This is a genomic window from Cellulomonas soli, assembly GCF_052036975.1.
Taxonomy (GTDB): Bacteria; Actinomycetota; Actinomycetes; order Actinomycetales; family Cellulomonadaceae; genus Cellulomonas; species Cellulomonas soli_A.
This window is the reverse complement of record NZ_JBQIAR010000001.1, coordinates 402,089-423,035: the sequence shown is the minus strand read 5'-3', so window position 1 is coordinate 423,035 and position 20,947 is coordinate 402,089. Positions and strand designations below refer to the sequence as shown.

The following is a 20,947-nucleotide window of genomic DNA, read 5'->3' as shown; positions in this document are numbered from 1 at the left end:
ACTCAGGACGCCAGCACCCGCAGGGTGCTCGGACCGGCGGGGGTCGGGCGCACCTCGATGCGGTCGGCGATGGCCTGCTTGAGCGTCTCCACGTGCGAGACCAGGCCCACGACCCGGCCTCCGGCCCGCAGGCGCCCCAGCTCGACGAGCACCTGGTCGAGCACGTGCGGGTCGAGCGAGCCGAACCCCTCGTCGACGAACAGCGTGCCGAGGTCGATCCCGCCGGCCTCGGCCGTCACGACGTCCGCCATGCCCAGCGCCAGGCACAACGACACGTAGAACGTCTCGCCGCCCGACAGGGTCCGCGGGTCGCGCGCCTGCTCGGTGCGGTGGTCGACCACGCGCATGGCCAGACCGGTGGCGCGGGTCCGCACGTCTTCCTTCTCGTCCGAGCGGACCAGCTCGAACCGGCCGTCGGACATGGTCAGCAGCCGCTCGTTGGCAGCGGCCACGACGTCCTCGAACCGACGGACCAGCACGTACGTGGCCAGGGACAGGTGTCGGGTGTTGTCACCACCGGTCCCCGCCGCCAGGGTGGCCAGCCGTGCGACCGGCACCGCGTCGGCCACGCCGCGTGCGAGCGCCTCGGCGTCCGCCAGCACCTGGGTGGCGGCCTGCGTGGCGGCCGTCGCACGGTCGGCGGCCGAGCGGGCGGCGGCCGCGGCCAGCTGTGCCGTCGTCCGCGCCTGCTGCTCGGCTGCGCGCGCGGTGTCCACGTCGGCCACCGCGTCCTCGGGCAGTGCGCTGACCTCAGGATCCGCGAGACCGGCGGTCACCGCGGCGCGCGCGGCCACGTGATCGGCCACCAGCCGCTCGAGCACCGCGAGGTCCTCGGCATCCAGGTGCGCGTGCCGTGCGTCGTCGGCGGTGCCGAACCCGTGCGCCACCAGGGCGTCAGCCAGCTCGGCCGACCTGCGGGCGTCGTCGTCCCGGGCGGCGGCCAGCTCGGCGAGAGCGTCGAGCAGCGTCTGCGCCGACGCCACCCGTTCGGCGAGCTCCCCGTGCCGGGCCGCGACCGTCGGGTGCGCACCGCGGGCCGCGAGCGTCTCGGCCTCGTGCTCCTCGCACGCGGCGACCTGCGCGTCGACCGCCGCCTCGGCGGCGGCGAGCGCGGCGGCCAGCTCGGAACGTTCGGCCTGCCGATCCGCCGTGGCCGCGTCGAAGGCGGTCACCTCGGCGTCGAGCCGCTGCACGTCCAAGGCCGCGGCACGTGCGGCGCCGAGGGCCGCCGCGGCGGAGTCGAGCAGGTCCGAGGCACGCTCGAGCACGACGTCGAGCGGGCCGACGGGGTCGAGGTCGTCGAGCGGGCCGGCCGGTGAGGCGTCGACCTGCGCGTGCAGGGCGGCGACTCGTTCAGCCCACCGGGTGGCGACCTCGGCGGCGGCCGACAGCTCGACCTCGGCGGCCGACCTGACCTGCTCGGCGGCGTCCACCTGGTCCGCCTGCACGTGGTCCGCCCCGACGACCGCCTTGGCCGGGTGCTCCACCGAGCCGCACACCGGGCACGGGTCGCCGTCGGCCAGCGCGGCGGCGAGCTCACCGGCCAGACCGGCGATCCGGGCGCTGCGCAGCACGCGCTCGTGCTCGACGGCCGCCGTGGCCCGCGCGACGGCGTCGCCACGAGCACGGTCTGCCGCCTGCCGCTCACGCCGCGCCGCGGTCAGGTCCTCGACCGCCTGGACGGTGGCGTGTGCCGCGGTGACCGCCGCCTCGTGCTCGCCGACCTGTGCGGCCCCCGCCCGCGCCGCGGTGAGTGCCTCGACCAGCTCGGCCCGCTGCTGCGGCCGGTCGGCGAGCCACACGTCGTGGGTGCCGAGCAGGCCCCGGGCGTCCTCGACGGCGTCCCGGGCTGCGCGCACGCGGTGCCGCTCGTCGTCCAGACCGGCCTCGAGGGTGAGCGCCCGCTGCAACGTCGCGACGGCGCCGACCGTCGTGCGGTGGTCGAGCTCCAGCGCCGCCCGGGCGGCCACCGGGTCGAGGGAGTCCACGCCGCCGACAAGGGCGGCAAGGTCGTCCGGTGCGGCGTCGAGCCCCGCCCCCAGGGCCTTCTCGGCCGCGGACACCGCCGTCCGCGCCGTGTCGGCGCCGATCAGCAGCGGTGCGACGGCTCGCGCGGCAGCGGCCCGAGCCAGGCGGGTGACGGACCGTTCGTGCGCCGCCGCCGCCGCGTCCAGCGCGTCACGTTCGGCCCGCAGCGCCGCACGCCGCGCCAGCACGGTCGCCCGGGCGGTCTGCTCGTCCAGGTAGGTCCGGGCGGCGGCCGCGAGCTCCTCGGCCTCGGCGGCCACCTGGCGCGACTGGCCTGCCTGCTCGTCGAGAACCGCGAGCCGACCGAGCACGAGCGCACGGACGTTCGCACCGGCGGCGGGCAACGCACCCTCGTCCGGGGCGCCGACGTCCCTCGCGGCGACCCGCAGCTCGTCGGCCTCGTCCTCGTCCCATCGCGCCGCGCCGACCAGGTGCGCGACGGAACGGTCCAGTGCCGCCCGCCCGGCGTCGACCGCCCGGTTGTGCTCCGTGCGCAGCACGGCCAGCTGCTGCTGCAGCCGCTCGTACACCTCGGTGCCGAAGATCTTCTGCAGCAGGCGGCTGCGGTCCTCGGGGTTGGCGCGCAGGAACCGCGCGAACTCGCCCTGCGGCAGCACGATGGTCTGCACGAACTGCTGCCGGTCGAGACCGACGAGCCGTTGCAGCTCGGCACCGACCTCGTCCAGGCGGTTGCCCAACGGGGTGCCCACGGCGTCGAGCACGTCCGGCCCCGCCAGGGGGTCGACGTCCGCCGGCAGCCGCCACAGCCGCACGGTGGCCTGCGCCGTCGTGGTGCCCGTGCCGCGCCGCTTGGCGCGCTGGTGCTGCGGTGTGCGCCGCACCCGGAACACCCCGGCGGGCACCTCGAAGACCAGGTCGACGACCGATTCCACGTCGTCCGCCGCGTACGCCGAGCGCAGGCGGTCGTCGCTGGCCTCGGCCGAGGCGACCTTGCCGTACAGGGCGAACACGATCGCGTCGATGAGCGTCGACTTGCCGGAGCCGGTCGGCCCCTCGAGCAGGAACAGACCCGAGGTGGCCAGCGCGTCGAAGTCGATGGTGTGCTCGTCGGCGAACGGGCCGACGGCCCGCAGGGTCAGGGAGCGCAGGTGCATCAGGCGCTCCGCTCGCTCGCCGCGACCGACTCGTACGCGCGGCGCAGCACGGCCAGCTCGTCGGGCGTGGGGGCGGCACCCGTGACGTGCGCGACGAAGTCGGCGGCCACCTCCAGCGGGTCGTGCGCCGCGGTGACGGTCGCCGCGCGCACAGGGCCCTCCGCGCCACCCGCCGCCCGGTGCTGCACCACCAGCGCGTGCGGGAACCGGTCACGGACACGGCGGAACAGGTCCTGCGGCCGGTGCGGGTCGGTGACCGTGACCCGCAACCAGTCGCGCACGTGCGGCTCCCCCGCCGCCCCCAGCAGCTCCTCGAGAGACCCGGTCAGGTCGGCCAGTCGCCGGGGCACGGGTGCCGCGACGGTCTCGGTGCGGACCTCGGCCCCCGACAGGTCGACCAGCACGCTCGACTTGGCGTGGTGCTGCTCGGAGAAGGAGTAGGCCAGCGGCGACCCGCTGTACCGCAGCACGGTGCCGTCAGGCCCGCTGACCCGCTGCGGACCGTGCAGGTGCCCGAGCGCCACGTAGTCGAGGCCGGCGAACACCCCCGCGGGCACCTGGTCGACACCCCCGACCCGGATGTCCCGCTCGGACTCGCTCACCGCACCACCCACGACGAACGCGTGGGCAGCCACGACCGTGCGGGGCGCCGCACCGCCGGAGGCCCCGGCCGCGGAGCCGGTCCGCCCCTCGACGTCGGCACGGATGCGACGGACGGCCGCGGCGACCACGGCCTCGTGCGAGCGGCGCAGCGGCGCAGCGTCCGGCTCGGCCAGCTCCTGGCGGGCGAAGTCCGGGTCCAGGTACGGCACCCCGTACACCAGCACATCACCGTCAGCACCGCGGGCACTGCCGGCACCGTGCAGCACGACCGGCTCGGCCAACCCGGCGACCCGGGTGCGTACCCGGACCCGCTCGCGCATGAGCGCGGCACCGAAGCCGAGGCGCGTGGCCGAGTCGTGATTGCCGGAGGTCACCACGACCGTGGTCGACTCCGCCAACCGGGCCAGCACGTCGGAGAGCAGCGTCACGGCCTCGACCGGCGGGATCGCCCGGTCGAACACGTCACCGGCGACCACCACGGCGTCCACCCGTTCGGCCCTCGCGAGCTCCACCAGATGGTCCAGGTAGGCCGCCTGGTGCTCCAGCAGGTCGACCCCGTGCAGCGTCCGGCCCAGGTGCCAGTCGGACGTGTGGATCAACCGCATGCCCCGGACGGTAGTCGAGGCCGCCCACACCCCGAGGACGCGCGCCGCACGCCCGCCGGACAGGGGCCAGAGCCGCCGGTGTCAGCCGCCCAGCCGCGTCAGGGCGATCAGGGCCGCACCGACCAGCACCGTGGCGACGGCGAGCATCGCGCACGCCAGCCGGAACGCCTTGTCGGCCCGCTCCTCACCCGGCCGGTGCGCGCCGGCCCAGCTCGTTCGGTCGGCCAGCGCCGCCCACGACCCGTACGGGCCCGGCTCGTACGCACCGAACGGCGTCGGCACGCAGGCCGCGGCCTCAGGCTCCCACCGCGTGCCGCCGGCAGGTTCCGCCGCAGGAGTCGCACCACCGGGCACCGGGGCGACGACCACCGGTGGATGCTCGGGCTGGGGCACCCCCGACGACCAGCGCGGTTGCGTCAACGACTTCCACCACGGCACGGGCGTCTGCCGCCGCCACGCGGGTGCGGGGTGCGCGAAGAACGCTGCGACCTCCCGGCGCCCGTCACCGCCGCTCGGCGGCTGCCCGCTCACGACCTGCCCTCCGGCGCACCCTCGGGCTCGGTGACGTCCGCGACGGTCGCCCCCAGCGCCCGTACGAGGTCGTCGCCGTGCACCGTCGCGGCCACCCCGTGCGCGCCGGCACCGATGGACACCGTGCTCCCGGGCACGTGCGCGTCGGCGATCACCGGCCAGGCCCGCAGCGAGCCGAACGGGGTGATCGTGCCGCGCTCGTAGCCCGTCACATCCTTGGCGGTGGCCGCGTCGGGCATCGACAGACGCGTCACCCCGAGCAGTGCCCGCAGCTGCGGCCAGGCGATCGTGCGGCCGCCGGGCACCAGCACGAACAGGTAGTCGTCCTCCCCGCGCCGCACCACCAGCGACTTCACGATGGCGGACGGGTCGACGCCCCGGGCCGCCGCGGCCTCGGCCAACGAGCGCACGGGACCGTGCCGGGTCACCTCGAACGGGATCCCGGACGCCGTGAGCGCGGCGACGGCACGTCGCTCACCCTCGGACGTGCCGGGATCATCGCTCTGCTGGGCCATCCGCCCACTCTAGGGCGAACCGGACACGCGACGCCGCGGCGAAGGGCGTCCGGGCGTTCACTCGATGGGGCTGTCCTCGCGCACCGCTCGAGCGGTGCCCTTCGGCGCGTGGGCGGTGTCAGAGCAGCAGCGCACCCTCCACGACCGCCACCTGCCGCCCCGTCCAGGTGCGACGCACCCACCGGTCGTGCGTCGCCACGACGACCGCCCCGGAGCTGGTCGCGAGCGCGTCGAGCAGCTCGTCGGCGAGGGTGACCGACACGTGGTTCGTCGGCTCGTCGAGCAGCAGCACGTGGGGCGACCGGGCGACCAGCAGCGCCAGCACGAGGCGCCGACGCTGGCCGACGGACAGCTCACGCAGCGGCCGCTCCGTGTCCCGCGGGGCGACCAGCCCGAGCTCGACGAGCCGGGGGGCGGCGGGGCGGTCGGCGGTGACGAGCTCGTAGACCTCACGCGGCGTGCGCGGGTCGTCACCGAGGCCCACGTCCTGCTCGAGCAGTGCCACCTCGACGCCTCGCGCACGGTCGACCGCACCCTGCCCGGGAGGCAGGTCGCCGGCCAGCAGGCGCAACAAGGTGGACTTGCCTGCGCCGTTCGCACCCGTGACGAGCAGGTGGTCACCGGCGGCGAGGTCCAGCACGGGCACGCGCAGCCTGCCCGGCACCTCAGCCCCGCGCACGTGCACCAGCACGCCGTCGGGCGTCGCCGCCACGAGGCCGTCCGGCGGCGGGGTGAACCGCAGGGCCGCCGGCGGTCGGGCCACCTGGTGCTCGGTCAGCTCCTCGAGGCGTCGGCGCGCGTCGCGGACCCGGCTGGAGATCTTCTGCTCGACCCGGTTCCCGAGGATGCCGAAGCCCATCTTGTTGCCGTCCCGGCGCTCCCTGTCGTGCCCGACGGCACGCGCGGTGGTGCGCACGGAGACCCGCAGACGGGCCAGCTCGTCCTGCTCCGCGCGGAATCGGCCCTCCCAGCGGGCCCGGGCCGCGCGCCGTTCGGCCAGGTAGGCGCCGAACGTGCCCCCGAACAGCGCCGGGCCACCGAGCCCCGGGTCGAGGTCCAGGATCGACGTCGCGACCTCGTCGAGGAACACCCGGTCGTGGCTCGTCAGGACCACCGCGCCCGGCAGCTCGCGCAACGCCTGGGCGAGGTACCCGGCGGCATCCTCGTCCAGGTGGTTCGTGGGTTCGTCGAGCAGCACGGCCGTCGGTCGACGCACGAGCAGGGCTGCGAGGGCGAGCCGGGTGCGCTCCCCACCCGAGAGCGTCCCGGTCGCGCGGCCGCCGTCGACGTCGGCCAGCCCGAGTCCGGCGAGCGTGAGGGCGGCGCGTCGGTCGGCATCCCACGCGTCGAGCCGTTCCGCCTCGGTGAGCGCCGCCGCGTAGGCGTCGTCGGCGCCGGGCCGACCGTCCGCGAGCGCGGCGGCGGACCGGTCGAGGGTGGAGAGCGCGGCCCGCGGCACGGCGAGCGCTTCCGCCATGACCTCGTCCAGGGTGGCGGTCCACGCGAACGGGGGTTCCTGGGTGAGCAGCTGCAGGTCGGCGGGGCGGTCGACGGCGCCCGCGTCGGGGTCCTCGACACCGGCCAGGAGGCGCAGGAGCGTGGACTTGCCGACGCCGTTCTCACCGACGACGGCCAGGCGGTGGCCGGGGTCGACGTCGAGGTCGAGGGCGACGAGGACGGGTCGCGCGTCGTACGAGCGGGACAGGCCGCGGGCGCGGAGGACGGGGGACACAGGGGGCACAGCGATCACCACCGGGCGTGCACCCGGCCGGCGGCGGACGACGTGCGTCCGGGTGCTGCCGGCATGCCGCCGGTGTCATCGAAGACGCCGGGCGGCGACGGGTGCGGGGAGTCGGGAAGGGACTCGGGCTCGGGCTCGGGCTCGGGCTCGGGCTCAGATCAGCACGCTGACACGGTAGGCGGCCCGGGTCGCGGTCGGCACGCGAATAATCCGGGAGCGTGCCCGAGCCGGGGCCTGAGAGGATCGGACGTCGTGAGCACGTCGTCCCCTTCCACCACCGGCCCGCAGGGGTCCGGTCGTCGTCGACCCCGTCGGGGTGGCGGACGGGGTGGGGACCGGTCGACGCCGCGCGGCGGTCGGGGCGGCGATCCGCGGGCGGACCGCACCGCGGCCCGGCTGGCCAGGGCGGCCGAGCTGCGCACCGCGGTCGAGCTCCCGCCGGTCGTCTACCCCGAGCAGCTGCCCGTCAGCGCCCGCCGCGCCGAGATCTCGCAGGTGCTGCGCGACCACCAGGTGATCGTGGTCGCCGGGGAGACGGGGTCGGGCAAGACGACGCAGCTGCCGAAGATCGCCCTCGAGCTCGGGCGCGGCCGGGCCGGCCAGATCGGCCACACGCAGCCTCGCCGCATCGCCGCGCGGTCGGTCGCGGAGCGCATCGCGGAGGAGATCGGCACGCCGCTGGGGCAGATCGTCGGCTACCAGGTGCGGTTCACCGACGAGTCGAGCGACTCGACGCTGGTGAAGGTGATGACCGACGGCATCCTGCTCGCGCAGATCCAGCGCGACCCGATGCTGCGGCAGTACGACACGTTGATCATCGACGAGGCGCACGAGCGGTCGCTGAACATCGACTTCATCCTCGGGTACCTGACGCGGTTGCTGCCGCAGCGGCCGGACCTGAAGGTCGTCATCACGTCGGCGACGATCGACTCGGCGCGGTTCGCGCGGCACTTCGCGTCGGCGCCGACGGCCGAGCACCCCGAGGGCGTGCCCGCGCCGGTCGTGGAGGTCAGCGGGCGGACGTACCCGGTGGAGCTGCGGTACCGGCCGCTGTCGCCGGACACGGGCGTCACGGGCGACGACCTCGACGACCCGGTGCCGGCCCCGCCCTCCCCACATCGCACGGGTGGCGGCGCCGGGTCCAAGCCGCGCAAGGGTCAGGCGCGCGGTGCCGCACGCCCGGGCCAGGCGGCGCGCGGCGAGGAGGACCGCGACCTGATGACGGCCATCTGCGAGGCCGTCGACGAGCTGTGCGCCGAGGGCGACGGCGACATCCTCGTGTTCCTGTCCGGCGAACGGGAGATCCGCGACGCCGAGGACGCGCTGCGCGGGTCGCTCGGGCCGCGCGTGAGCGACCCGAAGCACCCGCGGGCCGTGGAGATCCTGCCCCTGTACTCGCGCCTGTCGGCCGCCGAGCAGCACCGGGTGTTCGAACGGCACCAGACCCGCCGGGTCGTCCTGTCGACGAACGTGGCCGAGACGTCGCTGACCGTGCCGGGCATCCGGTACGTCGTCGACCCGGGCACGGCCCGCATCTCGCGCTGGTCGAAGGCCACGAAGGTGCAGCGGCTGCCCATCGAGCCGATCTCGCAGGCGTCGGCGAACCAGCGCTCGGGGCGGTGCGGGCGCGTCGCGGACGGCATCGCGATCCGCCTGTACTCGCAGGACGACTTCGAGTCCCGGCCGGAGTACACCGAGCCGGAGATCCTGCGCACCAGCCTGGCGTCGGTGATCCTGCAGATGATCGCCGTGGGGGTGGCGACCACCCCGGACGACGTGACGGCGTTCCCGTTCGTCGACCCGCCGGACGTGCGCGCGGTGCGTGACGGCGTGCAGCTGCTCACCGAGCTCGGGGCGCTGGCCGTGGGCCGTGACGGCGGCGGCACGCGCCTGACGGACACCGGGCGGGCCCTGGCGCAACTGCCGATGGACCCGCGGCTGGCCCGGATGATCGTCGAGGGCGGTCGGCGCGGGGTGGCCCGCGAGGTCATGGTGATCGCCGCGGCCCTGTCGATCCAGGACCCGCGCGAACGCCCCGCGGAGGAGCGTGAGCGGGCCGACCAGCAGCACGCCCGGTTCGCCGACCCGACCTCGGACCTGCTCTCGTACCTGAACGTCTGGCACTACGTGCGCGAGCAGCAGCGTGAGCTGTCAGGGTCGGCGTTCCGGCGGATGTGCCGTGCGGAGTACCTCAACTACCTGCGCATCCGCGAGTGGCAGGACGTCGTCACCCAGCTCAAGGAGCTGGCGAAGCCGCTGGGCATCACGGTGAACCCGCCGCGCCGGGCCGCCACGCCCGCCGACGCCGACGCCGCAGCAGCCGCCACGGACGGGCCGCCGACGCGCCTCGAGTGGGACGCCGACCTGATCCACCAGTCGGTGCTGTCAGGCCTGCTGTCGCACATCGGCATGCAGGAGGCCACCGAGGTGCAGGCCTCGCGGGGTCGCGCGGGCGGGCCGGACGCGCGCGGGGGCCGCCCGGACCGACGAGGGCGCAACGAGTACCTGGGGGCCCGCGGCGCACGGTTCGCGATCTTCCCCGGCTCGGGCCTGGCCCGGAAGCCCCCCGCGTGGGTCATGGCCGGTGAGCTCGTCGAGACCTCGCGGCTGTGGGGTCGGGACGTGGCGCGGATCCAGCCGGAGTGGGCCGAGGAGCTCGGCGCGCACCTGGTCAAGCGCACGTACTCCGAGCCGGCGTGGTCGACCAAGCAGGGGGCGGCGACCGCCACCGAGAAGGTGCTGCTCTACGGGGTGCCGATCGTCGCCGGCCGCCGCGTCCTGTACTCCAAGGTCGACCCCGAGCACGCCCGCGAGCTGTTCCTGCGGCACGCGCTCGTGCAGGGCGAGTGGACCACGCACCACCAGTTCTTCCACGAGAACCGCCGCCTGCTGGCCGAGGCCGAGGGGCTCGAGGCGCGCGCCCGCCGCCGCGACCTGGTGGTCGACGACGACGTGCTGTTCGACTTCTACGACGAGCGCGTGCCCGACGACGTCGTCTCCGCCCGGCACTTCGACCAGTGGTGGAAGCAGGCGCGGCGCACCACACCCGACCTGCTCTCGTTCACGCGCGAGCTGCTCGTGGCGGACGGGGCCGACGCGATCGACGAGCAGTCGTTCCCCTCGCGCTGGCCGCAGGGCGACCTGAGCCTGCCGCTGACCTACCAGTTCCAGCCGGGCACCGAGGCCGACGGCGTCACCGTGCACATCCCGCTCGTCTCGCTCGCGCGGCTGCGCCCCGAGGGGTTCGACTGGCTGGTGCCGGGGTTGCGCGCCGAGCTGGTCACCGCCACGATCCGCGCCCTGCCCAAGCCCGTCCGGGTGCAGCTGGTCCCCGCACCCGACGTCGCGGCGGCGGTCGACGCCTGGATGGACGAGCACCTGGCGTCCTGGGAGGACACCGTGCGTGCCGGGGACGCCGCACCCTCGTTCCACGACGCGTTCCGGCAGGCCGTGCGCTCGATGCGTGACGTGGACGTCCCCGAGGACGCGTTCGACGACACCAAGCTGCCCGCGCACCTGCGCATGACGTTCCGGGTGGTCGGCGACCGCGGCGGGGTCGTCGACGACGGCAAGGACCTGCTGGTGCTGCAACGCCAGCATGCGGCGCGCGCGCAGGACGCGGTGTCCTCGGCCGTGCGCACCGCGTTGCGGGCGGCGATGGAGGAGGCCTCCGCCGGTTCCTCCGCGACGGGATCGGCTCAGGCCGGTCCGTCGGGCTCTGGCGCGGCGGGCGCCGGCAGCCACGGTGCTGCCGGCACGGGACCCCGGTCGCCCGGAGACGCCCGTCCGGTCGCCCCCTCGACCTCGACCCCCGCCCCGCCCGCGGCCGTCGAGCGTGCGGCCGTCACCTCGTGGGACGACATCCCCGGCGGCACCCTGCCCGAGACCGTCGAGACCCCCGGGCCTGGCGGTGTCGTGGTGCGCGCGTTCCCCTCGCTCGTCGAGGAGGGCACCTCGGTGGCCCTGCGCGCACTGGCCGACGAGCAGCGCGTGGCCGGTGCCCACCGCCGCGGGCTGCGCCGCCTGCTGCTGACCGAGACCGCCCTGGCCACCGCGCGCGTCACCACCCGATGGACCGGCACGCAGGCCCTCGCGCTGGCCGCGAGCCCGTACCCGAGCACGCAGGCCCTGGTCACCGACGTGCAGCTGGCGGCCGTCGACCGGTTGATGGCCGCGCACCTGGCCGGTGCGGACGCCACCACCGTGCGCGACGCCGACACGTACGCGGCCCTGCGGACCTCGGTGCGCACGGGCCTGGAAGACGCCGTGCATGCGGTCGTCACCGACCTGGTCGCCGTGCTGACGGCATGGCGGGACCTCGACGCGCAGGTCCGCAGCATCAGCAGCCTCGCCCTGCTGGCCACCCTGCAGGACGTGCGCGCCCAGTCCGCGGACCTGGTGCACGACGGGTTCGTCTCCGAGGTCGGCGCCGACCGCCTACCGCACCTGGCCCGCTACCTGCGCGCCGCGGCCTACCGGCTGACGAAGGCCGCCGACAACCCGGTGCGCGACGGCGACCTGGCCTGGCAGGTGCAGGAGTGCGCCGACCTGCTCGCCGCCGCACGCACCAAGGCCCGCACCGCCGCCCCCGACGCGGCCCGCGACGCCGTCCTCGAGGACGTGCGGTGGATGGTCGAGGAGCTGCGGGTCAGCCTGTTCGCCCAGCAGCTCGGCACGCCCGGCCCGGTCTCCCCGACCCGCATCCGCAAGGCCCTCGCCGCCGCCGGCTGACGTGCCCGGGTCCGCCGCAGACCGCCCGCCGCTCGCTCGCGGTGGGCGCGACCCCGCCCGTCGCGGTCACGGGCCGAGCAGCGTGCGCCCGTCCTCGGTGATCGGCCAGGACGGGTTGTGCGCGATCTCCCAGCAGTGCCCGTCCGGGTCGGCGAACACGCCGTTGTACCCGCCCCAGAAGGTCGCGGACCCGGCACGCAGCAGGGTCGCGCCCGCGTCGACGGCCTCCTGCAGCACCGCGTCGACCTCGGCGGGGCTGCGCACGTTGTGGGCGAGCGTGATGCCACCCCAACCGCCGGTGTCGCTCACCCCGGTGTCCTCCGCGAGCGCAGCACGGCTCCACAAGGCGACCACGATGCCGCCGGTCTGGATGAACACGATGTCCGCCTCGTCGTTGCCGAGGTCGGCGCGGGAGCGCCACCCGAGCGCCGCGTAGAAGGCGTGCGCGCGCGGCACGTCCGCGACACCGAGGGTCACCAAGGACAGTCGCTGCTCCATGCGGTCGACCGTAGGCGCCCGGTCCGACACGCACACACGACCGCCCGCCCGCCTGCCCTCGCCCTGGCCGCGAGCCCTTCCTCACAGACGGATCGAGGTCCGCATGCGGGAGTGTGGGGTGCCCAGCGTCAGGGGCTCTGGCGGGTCATTCCGTGTAGTCGAGGGTGCCGTCCTCGTTGACCACCAGACGCCAGTCGGGACACGCAGGCTCCTCGACCCGCCCGACCAGGTCCCCGTCCTCGGTCTTGACCACGATCGCCGTGCCCTTGCATTCATCGGTCCCGAGCGAGTTGGACGAGTTGCTGCCGACGGCCACCTGATACGGCATGTTCGCGCCTTCGACTGTGACGAGGACATCTTCGGCGAGCCGGTTCTCGTAGGTCACCTGCGGTCTTGCCGCGTCGTAGACGCACCCGGTCAGGAACCCGATCACCGCAAGGCATCCCACGGTCGCGATGTGTCGTCTCATGCCGTCACCTCGTTGTCGGGTCGTGCTCGCTTCATGGTCATGATGGTTCAGGCCCGCTTGCTGCGGTGGTGGTGGGGGTGGAGTGGGTGAGGCCGGAGATGGCAAAGGTGCCCACGGCACCGCCGGGGTTGGTGGGTTCGGCCAGGGCGTAGAGGGCCGGGTCGATGCCACCAATGGCATTCAGGGCGGCGGCGCTGGTGCGGGTCACGCCGACATAGAGGGTGAGGGACGCGCGGTCGTTGACGGCAAGGGTGCCCAGGTTCACTCGCACGGTCGCGCCCTCCTCGCCCGGTGCGCACACGCCCCCTTGTTCGAGCAGCCCCCTGACCAGGCCCGACACCCCGAACCTAGAGGCGCACACACGCCAACGACCAGGGAGTCACCCGACCAGCCCAGCGCACCCCGCACCAGGTGTCGTCCTGTTCTGCCCGTCGCCTGTCAGTGCCTCAGGGCAGGATCGGACGATGGACGTCGACCCGCACCCGATCCCGCGCTGCTTCGGTGACGGCGACCCCCTCTACGAGCGCTACCACGACGAGGAGTGGGGCGTCCCCGTGCACGACGAGCACGCGCTGTACGAGCGGATCGCCCTGGAGGGCTTCCAGTCCGGGTTGGCGTGGATCACCGTGCTGCGCAAGCGCGAGGCGTTCCGGACGGCGTTCGCCGGGTTCGATCCGCTGGTCGTGGCGGACTACGACGAGCACGACGTCGAGCGGCTCCTGGGCGACGCGGGCATCATCCGTCACCGCGGGAAGATCGAGGCGACGATCGCCAACGCCCGCGCGCTGGTGGCCCTGCACGAGGCGGGCCGGACCCTCGACGAGGTGCTGTGGTCGTTCGCGCCCGCGGCGGGCACGCGCACGCGGCCGGTGACGTGGCAGGGCGTCCCGGCGGTGACCCCGGAGTCGACGGCGCTGGCCAAGGAGCTGCGTCGGCTGGGCTTCCGCTTCGTCGGCCCGACGACGGCCTATGCGGCGATGCAGGCGTGCGGTCTGGTGGACGACCACCTGGCGAGCTGCCCGGCGGTGCGCGTGGCTGCCCCCTGACCTGTCCGGCGTCACCCGTTTGCCACGGTCAGGGGCGTGTCATCACCCGCGCGGCTCCTGGCCGAGTCCGTGAGGTCTGCCTAGAGTGCCCCCATGACCGACGTGCCCGAATCCTCAGGTCGGACGGCGGCCGAACGGGACGTGCAGAAGGTGCTGCGCGGGGAGTCGGTCGCTGATGCCACCGACGCGCTGGTGCTGGCCGCTGTCCAGGACGCTCTGCTCTCGGTGCCGACGGGTTCGCCGTCGTCGTGGTTCGACGTGCCCCGGCAGCGCCCCGCCAAGCTCGGCGGCGACCTGAGCCAGCGCCGACCCGTCTGAGTTTCACGCAGGGTCCGGGCCTGCGCCCGGCGGGTGGTCGGCCTCGTCTGATCGCCCCTCGATCCCGCCCGTCTCACATGTCGAGTCTGGTTGCCCACGATGTGATCGTCGTTCTACCATCGGCACAACCATCCAGAGCGGCCGAGAGACCTGGCTCGTCGACGCCGCAGCAACCCCCCTCATGACGAGGGTGTGGGTGCTTCCGCCAGGGTCGATGGAGTTGACGATGAACGACCCCGCTGCCTGTCGTACCCCCAGGGCCGGTCGGCCATGAGCGCCGCGACCGCGACCCAGCCGCGCGCGCTCGTCGCCCCGGTCGACCGCCCCACCGTCTCCTTCGAGCTGTACCCGCCCCGCAACCCGGATGCGGCACCCAAGCTCTGGGCGACCATCCAGCAGCTCGAGTCCGCGCGGCCCGACTTCGTGTCGGTGACCTACGGGGCCTCGGGCAAGACCCGCCAGACCACGCGTGCGCTCGTGCGCCGACTGCTGCGCGAGACCAGCCTGAACCCCATCGCGCACCTGACCTGCGTCGGGACCTCGAAGGCCGAGACGACCACGATCGTCGAGGAGTTCCTCGACGAGGGCGTCCGCTCGTTCCTGGCGCTGCGCGGCGACCCGCCCGTCGACGCCACCGACTGGCACCCGCACCCCGAGGGCCTGCACACGGCGAGCGAGCTCGTCGAGCTGCTTCGCGAGATCGAGGGCCGCCGGTGCGCCGTGTCGCCCGCGCAGGCCGTGCGGGCCACCGTCCGCCCGCTGTCGGTGGCCGTCGCCGCGTTCCCCCGCGGCAACCACGCCACCGGCGGCACCCGCGCGCAGGACGTCGCCTCGTTGCTCGCCAAGCAGCAGGCGGGGGCGGACTTCGCGATCAGCCAGCTGTTCTTCGACGCCGACTCCTACCTGGCCCTCGTCGCCGAAGCCCGCGAGGCCGGCGTCACGATCCCGATCATCCCGGGCATCATCCCGACGACCGACCCCGCCCGCCTGCTGCGCGTGCAGGACCTCACCGGCGTGCCCGTGCCGCGCGACCTGCTGGACCTGCTGGGCACCGACGACGCCGCCGAACGGCACCGGCGCGGCATCCGGGCCTCCGTCGACCTGGTCAACCAGGTCCTCGACGGCGGTGCACCCGGCGTGCACGTGTACACGTTCAACCAACACCACGCCGCACTCGACCTGCTCGAAGGAGCCCACCTGGGCGGCTCCGGCGAGGCACGACAGACCCCCTGACCCCCGGCAGCACTGACCGCAAGGAACACGACATGACCACCAGCAGCACCCCCGTCTTCCCCGCGGGCTCCGTCCTCGGCTACCCGCGCATCGGCCCGCGCCGCGAGCTCAAGAAGGCCATCGAGGCGTTCTGGGCCGGGCGTTCCTCGGCCGACGAGGTCGAGGCCGTCGCCGCCGACCTGCGCCGCCGCACGCGCAACCGCCTCGTCGAGCTGGGTCTGCCGAAGGACGCCGCCGCCATCCCCTCGGCGTTCTCGTTCTACGACCACGTGCTCGACGCGACCGCCGTCGTCGGTGCGGTGCCCGCCCGGTTCGCCGACCTGGTCGACGACAACGGCCGCCTGGACCTGGCCGGCTACTCCACGGTCGCGCGCGGACGTGGCGACGACCTGCCGCTCGAGATGACCAAGTGGTTCGACACGAACTACCACTACCTGGTCCCCGAGATCGGCCCGGAGACGGCGTTCCGCTACGCGAGCACCCGCCCGGTCGCCGAGTTCACCGAGGCACTGTCCGAGGGCGTGCTGACCCGCCCGGTCATCGTCGGCCCGGTGACCTACCTGGCGTTGGCCAAGGCCACCGAAGGTGCGCCCGACGGGTTCCTGCCGATCGACCGGCTCGCCGACATCCTCCCCGTGTACGTCGCGCTGCTGCGCGACCTGGCGGCCGCCGGTGCCACGTGGGTGCAGCTCGAGGAGCCCGCCCTGGTCTCCGACTCGATCGACGTGCCCGCCGACCAGCTGCTCGCCGCCGTCACCGAGGCCTACCGGGTGCTGGCCACCGAGCTGACCGCCCCCGAGCGCCCGGCGATCTTCGTCGCCGCCCCCTACGGCGACCTCGGTGCGGCGCTGCCCGTGCTGGCCGCCACCGACGTCGAGGCCATCGGCATCGACCTGGTCCGTGGCGACGCCCCCGCGGCCGCCGTGCCCGGCCTGGAGACGAAGACCCTCGTCGCCGGTGTGATCGACGGCCACAACATCTGGCGTGCCGACCTGGACGCCAAGCTGGCGATCCTCGAGCAGCTGGAGAACCTGGGCGCCGCCGCCGTCGCGGTCGGCACGTCCACGTCGCTGTTCCACGTGCCGCACGACACCGCCGACGAGCCGCAGCTCGACCCGACGCTCGTGTCGTGGCTGGCGTTCGCCGACCAGAAGGTCACCGAGGTCGTCACCCTCGCCGAGGGCCTGACCGAGGGCCGTGAGGCGATCCACGAGCAGCTGCTCGCCGCGTCCGACGCGGTGCGCTCGCGCGCCGCCGCCCCCGGGGTTGTGCGCCCCGAGGTCCGTGACCGTGTCGCCGCGCTCGACGAGGACGCGTTCCACCGCGGCCCGTTCGCCGAGCGCAAGGCCGCCCAGGCCGCCCGCCTGAACCTGCCGCCGCTGCCCACGACGACCATCGGCTCGTTCCCGCAGACCCCGGAGATCCGCAAGGCCCGTGCCGCGTTCGGCAAGGGCGAGCTGACCGCCGAGCAGTACGAGGACGAGATGAAGGCGGAGATCCGCCGCGTCGTCGAGCTGCAGGAGAAGATCGGCATCGACGTGCTGGTGCACGGCGAGCCCGAGCGGAACGACATGGTCCAGTACTTCGCGGAGAACCTCGACGGGTTCGCCGTGACCGCCAACGGCTGGGTGCAGTCGTACGGCTCGCGCTGCACGCGCCCGTCGATCCTGTGGGGCGACGTGTCCCGCCCGGCACCCATGACCGTGGCCTGGTCCGCGTACACGCAGTCGCTGACGAGCAAGCCCGTCAAGGGCATGCTCACCGGCCCCGTGACGATCCTGGCCTGGTCGTTCGTGCGCGACGACCAGCCCCTGGGCGCCACCGCCAACCAGGTCGCCCTGGCCCTGCGCGACGAGATCGCCGACCTCGAGGAGGCCGGCATCGCGATCGTGCAGGTCGACGAGCCCGCCCTGCGCGAGCTGCTGCCGCTGCGGCACGCCGACCAGGCCGCCTACCTCGACTGGTCGGTGCGCTCGTTCCGCCTGTCGACGGCCGGGGTGCGCGAGGACACGCAGATCCACACGCACCTGTGCTACTCCGAGTTCGGCGAGATCATCGACGCGATCGACGGCCTCGACGCGGACGTCACCTCGATCGAGGCCGCCCGCTCCAAGATGGAGATCCTCGGCGACATCCACGCCGCCGGCTACCCGCGTGCCGTCGGCCCCGGCGTGTACGACATCCACTCCCCGCGCGTGCCGTCCGAGGCGGAGATCACCGAGCTGCTGACCGAGGCCGTCAAGGCCATCGACGTCGACCAGCTCTGGGTCAACCCCGACTGCGGGCTCAAGACCCGCCGGTACGAGGAGGTCACCCCGTCCCTGGAGCGCATCCAGGCGGCGACCCTGGCGGTCCGCGCGACGCTCTGACGCGCACCCGCCACCAGGACAGACGCGCCGCCACCCGAGCAGGGGTGGCGGCGCGTCGTCGTCTGCGGCAGCCCGAGGGCGTCAGCGTCGCAGCCTCCTGGCCTCCCACCGCCACATCGCAGCGCCGACGAACACCAGGAAGGTGAACTGAGGCCACAGCATCAGCAGGACCATCACGTCGGGCGAACCGTGATGCCGGCTCACCGCGTAGCAGCCGAGAACGTTCGGCAGGAGAGCCAGCACGGCGCCCATCGAGGCCGTGCACCACCGGGACGGGCGCAGACGCTGCCCGCGAAAGGACGGCACCTCGCAGGCCAGCTCCCTCGTCCACATGACAGCCGCCGCCGCCATCGCGATCGGCACAGTCATGACGAGCGCTGCAAACGGCACGACCCAGACGCGCGAGACATGCAGTTCCAGGACGCTGTCGCCGCCGCGCGAACCGAATGCCAGCCCCCAGCGCAGGTCCGGGAGGTTTGGGTCCCGCGCGAGCAGTGCAGCGCCGAGCACCCCGACACACCACCCACCGACCGCCACCCACACCGCGAGACGTGCTCGGCTCGTAGCCCGGACCGCGTCGAGAGCGGGAGGCTTGGCCCGCACCTGCCTCGACGGGGGCTTCTGGCGCGTCACGGGCCTCACCCTGCCACGGGAGCCCGGCGGCTCGGCGCGATGGAGTGAACCTGTGGAAAGGATGGCCGGTGACTCAGTCACGTCGGATAACCTCCCAGGTCAGGGCGGGTTCCCTCGTGGTCCCGCACCCCTGACCACGTGGAGGACCCCCATGTCGAACCTGAACGTCAGCTACCAGGAGATGCGGGACGCGGCCACGCGTCTGACCTCCGGCCAGGACGAGATCACGGCCAAGCTCAACGAGCTGAAGTCCTTCATCGAGTCGCTGATCTCCTCCGGCTTCGTCACCGACCAGGCCTCCGTCGCCTTCGGCGAGTCCTACCGCCAGTTCACCCAGGGCGCCACCGACACCGTCGCCGCCCTGACCAACCTCGGCCAGTACCTGCGCACCGCCGCCACCACCCTCGAGGACGCCGACACCCAGCTCGCCTCCGGCCTGCGCGGCTGACACCCGTCGGCCGCCGACACACCCGCTAGCCAAGACCAGATCCTGGCCTGGGCGGGCCGCGCCGATGTCATCGGCAACAGGGTTGCCCTGCAGGAGTCGCTGGAGATTGTGCGGCATCCCGCCGCGCTCCCCGCGATCGATAGCGCGCTCCGGGCCGCGGTGCGACAGACGCGAGTCGCCACGTCGCTCTACCTGGTCGACTCTGGGCTCAATGCGTACAACAGCGGACAACTCCTCAACAAGTGGGCGACACCCGAGGTTGCTGCGGATGAGAGGTTGCACCTGTGAGCGCTACACGGCGGATCGCGCAGGTGCGGTGGGGTGCCACCGAGGATTGGGTCATCTGGGCCGCTGGTGACGGCACGCAGAACGCCGAGGCGCTGGCCGCACCCATGCACGAGGACCCGGGCATGGTGCACGCCATCGCCCAGGGCATCCGCGCCATGGACTGCGAGGTCCTCACCGACCAACCCGGCACCCTGTCCATGGGTGTGTGGCTGCCCGACCCGCATACCCGCACCATGGCCGGCACCGTCCTCGTGCGCCTCATCGAACCTGAGCCCACCGGACGCATGACCCAGCAGGAGCTCCTCGCCTGGGCTGTGCGGCCACCGAAGATGAAGCGCACCCGGGTCCTGCACGTGGAGGCCTCCCCCGGGCAGGTCGCCGCCGGACCCGTCGTCCTGCAGCTCCTGGAGACCGTGACCCGTCCCTCCCGCAAGGTCATGACCCGACTGAGCTGGTTCATCCTGCCTCCCGACACCGACCAGACCGTGCTGTGCCAGTTCGACACCGAACACCCCGCACTGGTCGACGCCCTCGGCTGGGAGACCAACACCGTCACCGACTCCGTCGTCGTCCACCTGGAGGACGCATGAACCCCACCCTGACCTCCGTCCTCGTCCCCGACCTGCCACCCGCACCGACATCAACCGGCGACGGTGGCCCGGTCAGCCTCGCGTTCGCCCTCATCGCTGCTGGTTTCGTCATCGCGTTCACGACGCTCGTCGTCAGAACCGAACTCGGGCTGGTCAAGGCACGCCGTCCTCTTCGGCTCGCCGCGATTCTGATCGCCGGGATGTTCGTCTTCGGCGCCGCCGCCTACATTGCCTTCGAGGTCCACGTCCACCGTGAGGAGCGCGCTCTCGACGTGCAGTGGGAGTTGGAGCAAGCCGCTGAAGCCACCGTGATCGCCGGGCTCGAAGAGACCTACGGCATCACCTTCACCGACTCCATGCCGATCATCCCGATCCGTGCTTCCTACGCTCCACGGGAAGAAGACGTCCGGCTGCCGGACGGCACCGAGACGACCTGCTGGATCGACATCGAAGGCGACCACTACGCCCTGCTGTGCGGCGGCGACACCCTGGAGACCTCCACCCGCCTGGAACCGGTGAACTCGTGACCGGCAGCACCCATCGTCGCGGGGCTCGGGCCGGCCTGTGACGCACAGATACACGACTTCTCGCGTAGTCGGGCTTGACTGGGGCTCTACCGAGTCGTGGCTGGTGTGGCACATCGGCGGGGGTCACGCCCTGGCGGACGACATCGCCGTGAACGGCACGATCCCGCCCGACCACGCGCCCGCAGTCGCCGCGGGCATCCGCGCACTGGAGAACCGGTACCTGGACGAGGGCGGGACCTGGTCGGCCGGGATCTGGTTGCCCGACCGCCAGTCCTGCGAGCCGGTGTCGACCGTCGCGATCAAGGTGGTCGAGCCTGACGGCCCCCAGCGCATGTCCCAGGCGGACCTCGTGCGCTGGGCCAACAAGCCGCCCCGCACCAAGGGCGTCCGATACGTCCAGGTGGGCGTCTCCCCCGGCAACCTCACGGCCGGGCCTGCGGTCTTCCAGATCCTGGAGACCGTGACCCGTCCGTCACGGCGGGTGATGCTCCAGATGAACTGGTTCGTGCTTCCCCCGGGGACGGAGCAGATTGTGCTGTGCCAGTTCGACTCCGAGCACCCCGAGCTCACCGACGCGATCGGCTGGCAGACCAACGTCGTCACCGACACGCTCGCCGTCCACCTCACCGAGAGCCAGGCCACCGCATGAGCGCCCCCAA

At 73.6% G+C, this 20,947-nt stretch carries 18 protein-coding genes and 1 riboswitch; of the genes, 9 read left to right on the top strand and 9 right to left on the bottom strand.

All coding sequences use genetic code 11. From position 1 onward, the window contains the following. Nucleotides 1-2: 2 nt before the first annotated feature. The 5 genes from ACTHAM_RS01985 to ACTHAM_RS01965 form a co-directional block, all read right to left on the bottom strand. Complete coding sequence (locus ACTHAM_RS01985) at nucleotides 3-3,143, bottom strand: AAA family ATPase (RefSeq protein WP_440684084.1); 3,141 nt, start codon at nucleotides 3,141-3,143, stop codon at nucleotides 3-5. After that, nucleotides 3,143-4,351, bottom strand: coding sequence for an exonuclease SbcCD subunit D (locus ACTHAM_RS01980; protein WP_440684083.1), 1,209 nt, complete (start codon nucleotides 4,349-4,351; stop codon nucleotides 3,143-3,145). The genes ACTHAM_RS01985 and ACTHAM_RS01980 overlap by 1 nt, the downstream gene beginning before the upstream one ends. An 81-nt stretch (nucleotides 4,352-4,432) precedes the next feature. Next, a complete protein-coding gene (locus ACTHAM_RS01975) occupies nucleotides 4,433-4,882 on the bottom strand; it encodes a hypothetical protein (RefSeq protein WP_440684082.1) in 450 nt (149 codons plus the stop codon). Then, nucleotides 4,879-5,397 carry an aminoacyl-tRNA deacylase gene (locus ACTHAM_RS01970; RefSeq protein ID WP_440684081.1) on the bottom strand — a complete coding sequence of 173 codons (519 nt, stop codon included), beginning with the start codon at nucleotides 5,395-5,397 and terminating at the stop codon, nucleotides 4,879-4,881. The genes ACTHAM_RS01975 and ACTHAM_RS01970 overlap by 4 nt, the downstream gene beginning before the upstream one ends. Before the next feature lie 118 nt (nucleotides 5,398-5,515). Next, a complete protein-coding gene (locus tag ACTHAM_RS01965; RefSeq protein ID WP_440684080.1) occupies nucleotides 5,516-7,138 on the bottom strand; it encodes an ABC-F family ATP-binding cassette domain-containing protein in 1,623 nt (540 codons plus the stop codon). Nucleotides 7,139-7,201: 63 nt separating this feature from the next. Between ACTHAM_RS01965 and ACTHAM_RS01960 the strand changes: the two genes are divergently transcribed. Then, a complete protein-coding gene (locus tag ACTHAM_RS01960) occupies nucleotides 7,202-11,869 on the top strand; it encodes a DUF3418 domain-containing protein (protein WP_440684079.1) in 4,668 nt (1,555 codons plus the stop codon). Between the two features lie 66 nt (nucleotides 11,870-11,935). Here the strand turns inward: ACTHAM_RS01960 and ACTHAM_RS01955 are convergent, their stop codons facing one another. The 3 genes from ACTHAM_RS01955 to ACTHAM_RS01945 form a co-directional block, all read right to left on the bottom strand. Beyond that, nucleotides 11,936-12,367 (bottom strand): VOC family protein, encoded by a 432-nt coding sequence (locus tag ACTHAM_RS01955; protein WP_440684078.1) that lies wholly within the window; start codon nucleotides 12,365-12,367, stop codon nucleotides 11,936-11,938. A gap of 145 nt (nucleotides 12,368-12,512) precedes the next feature. Beyond that, the gene (locus tag ACTHAM_RS01950; RefSeq protein WP_440684077.1) at nucleotides 12,513-12,800 is read right to left on the bottom strand and encodes a hypothetical protein; all 288 of its coding nucleotides are present in this window, start codon (nucleotides 12,798-12,800) and stop codon (nucleotides 12,513-12,515) included. 73 nt (nucleotides 12,801-12,873) lie between these two features. After that, nucleotides 12,874-13,176 (bottom strand): hypothetical protein, encoded by a 303-nt coding sequence (locus tag ACTHAM_RS01945; RefSeq protein ID WP_440684076.1) that lies wholly within the window; start codon nucleotides 13,174-13,176, stop codon nucleotides 12,874-12,876. A 124-nt stretch (nucleotides 13,177-13,300) separates the two neighbouring features. Between ACTHAM_RS01945 and ACTHAM_RS01940 the strand changes: the two genes are divergently transcribed. The 4 genes from ACTHAM_RS01940 (at nucleotide 13,301) to metE (ending at nucleotide 17,802) form a co-directional block, all read left to right on the top strand. Next, nucleotides 13,301-13,882 (top strand): DNA-3-methyladenine glycosylase I, encoded by a 582-nt coding sequence (locus tag ACTHAM_RS01940; protein WP_440684075.1) that lies wholly within the window; start codon nucleotides 13,301-13,303, stop codon nucleotides 13,880-13,882. A gap of 93 nt (nucleotides 13,883-13,975) precedes the next feature. Further along, nucleotides 13,976-14,200 (top strand): hypothetical protein, encoded by a 225-nt coding sequence (locus ACTHAM_RS01935; protein ID WP_440684074.1) that lies wholly within the window; start codon nucleotides 13,976-13,978, stop codon nucleotides 14,198-14,200. Nucleotides 14,201-14,325: 125 nt separating this feature from the next. After that, a riboswitch (SAM riboswitch) is annotated at nucleotides 14,326-14,421 on the top strand. 49 nt (nucleotides 14,422-14,470) lie between these two features. Further along, nucleotides 14,471-15,433, top strand: coding sequence for a methylenetetrahydrofolate reductase (locus tag ACTHAM_RS01930; protein ID WP_440684073.1), 963 nt, complete (start codon nucleotides 14,471-14,473; stop codon nucleotides 15,431-15,433). A gap of 32 nt (nucleotides 15,434-15,465) precedes the next feature. After that, the gene (metE, locus tag ACTHAM_RS01925; protein ID WP_440684072.1) at nucleotides 15,466-17,802 is read left to right on the top strand and encodes a 5-methyltetrahydropteroyltriglutamate--homocysteine S-methyltransferase; all 2,337 of its coding nucleotides are present in this window, start codon (nucleotides 15,466-15,468) and stop codon (nucleotides 17,800-17,802) included. A gap of 81 nt (nucleotides 17,803-17,883) precedes the next feature. On the opposite strand, the gene ACTHAM_RS01920 is transcribed toward metE, so the two are convergent. Further along, nucleotides 17,884-18,435 (bottom strand): hypothetical protein, encoded by a 552-nt coding sequence (locus ACTHAM_RS01920; protein WP_440684071.1) that lies wholly within the window; start codon nucleotides 18,433-18,435, stop codon nucleotides 17,884-17,886. A gap of 151 nt (nucleotides 18,436-18,586) precedes the next feature. Between ACTHAM_RS01920 and ACTHAM_RS01915 the strand changes: the two genes are divergently transcribed. The 4 genes from ACTHAM_RS01915 to ACTHAM_RS01900 all read left to right on the top strand — a co-directional run bounded on the left by ACTHAM_RS01915 (nucleotide 18,587) and on the right by ACTHAM_RS01900 (nucleotide 20,937). Continuing rightward, nucleotides 18,587-18,883: a WXG100 family type VII secretion target gene (locus tag ACTHAM_RS01915; protein ID WP_440684006.1), complete on the top strand. Its 297-nt coding sequence runs from the start codon at nucleotides 18,587-18,589 to the stop codon at nucleotides 18,881-18,883. Nucleotides 18,884-19,167: 284 nt separating this feature from the next. After that, nucleotides 19,168-19,761 carry a hypothetical protein gene (locus tag ACTHAM_RS01910; RefSeq protein ID WP_440684070.1) on the top strand — a complete coding sequence of 198 codons (594 nt, stop codon included), beginning with the start codon at nucleotides 19,168-19,170 and terminating at the stop codon, nucleotides 19,759-19,761. After that, nucleotides 19,758-20,288: a hypothetical protein gene (locus ACTHAM_RS01905; protein ID WP_440684069.1), complete on the top strand. Its 531-nt coding sequence runs from the start codon at nucleotides 19,758-19,760 to the stop codon at nucleotides 20,286-20,288. Before ACTHAM_RS01910 ends, ACTHAM_RS01905 begins: the two co-directional genes overlap by 4 nt. A 103-nt stretch (nucleotides 20,289-20,391) precedes the next feature. Further along, entirely contained in the window at nucleotides 20,392-20,937 is a 546-nt protein-coding gene (locus ACTHAM_RS01900) for a hypothetical protein (protein WP_440684068.1), read from the top strand. The last annotated feature ends 10 nt before the right edge of the window (nucleotides 20,938-20,947 follow it).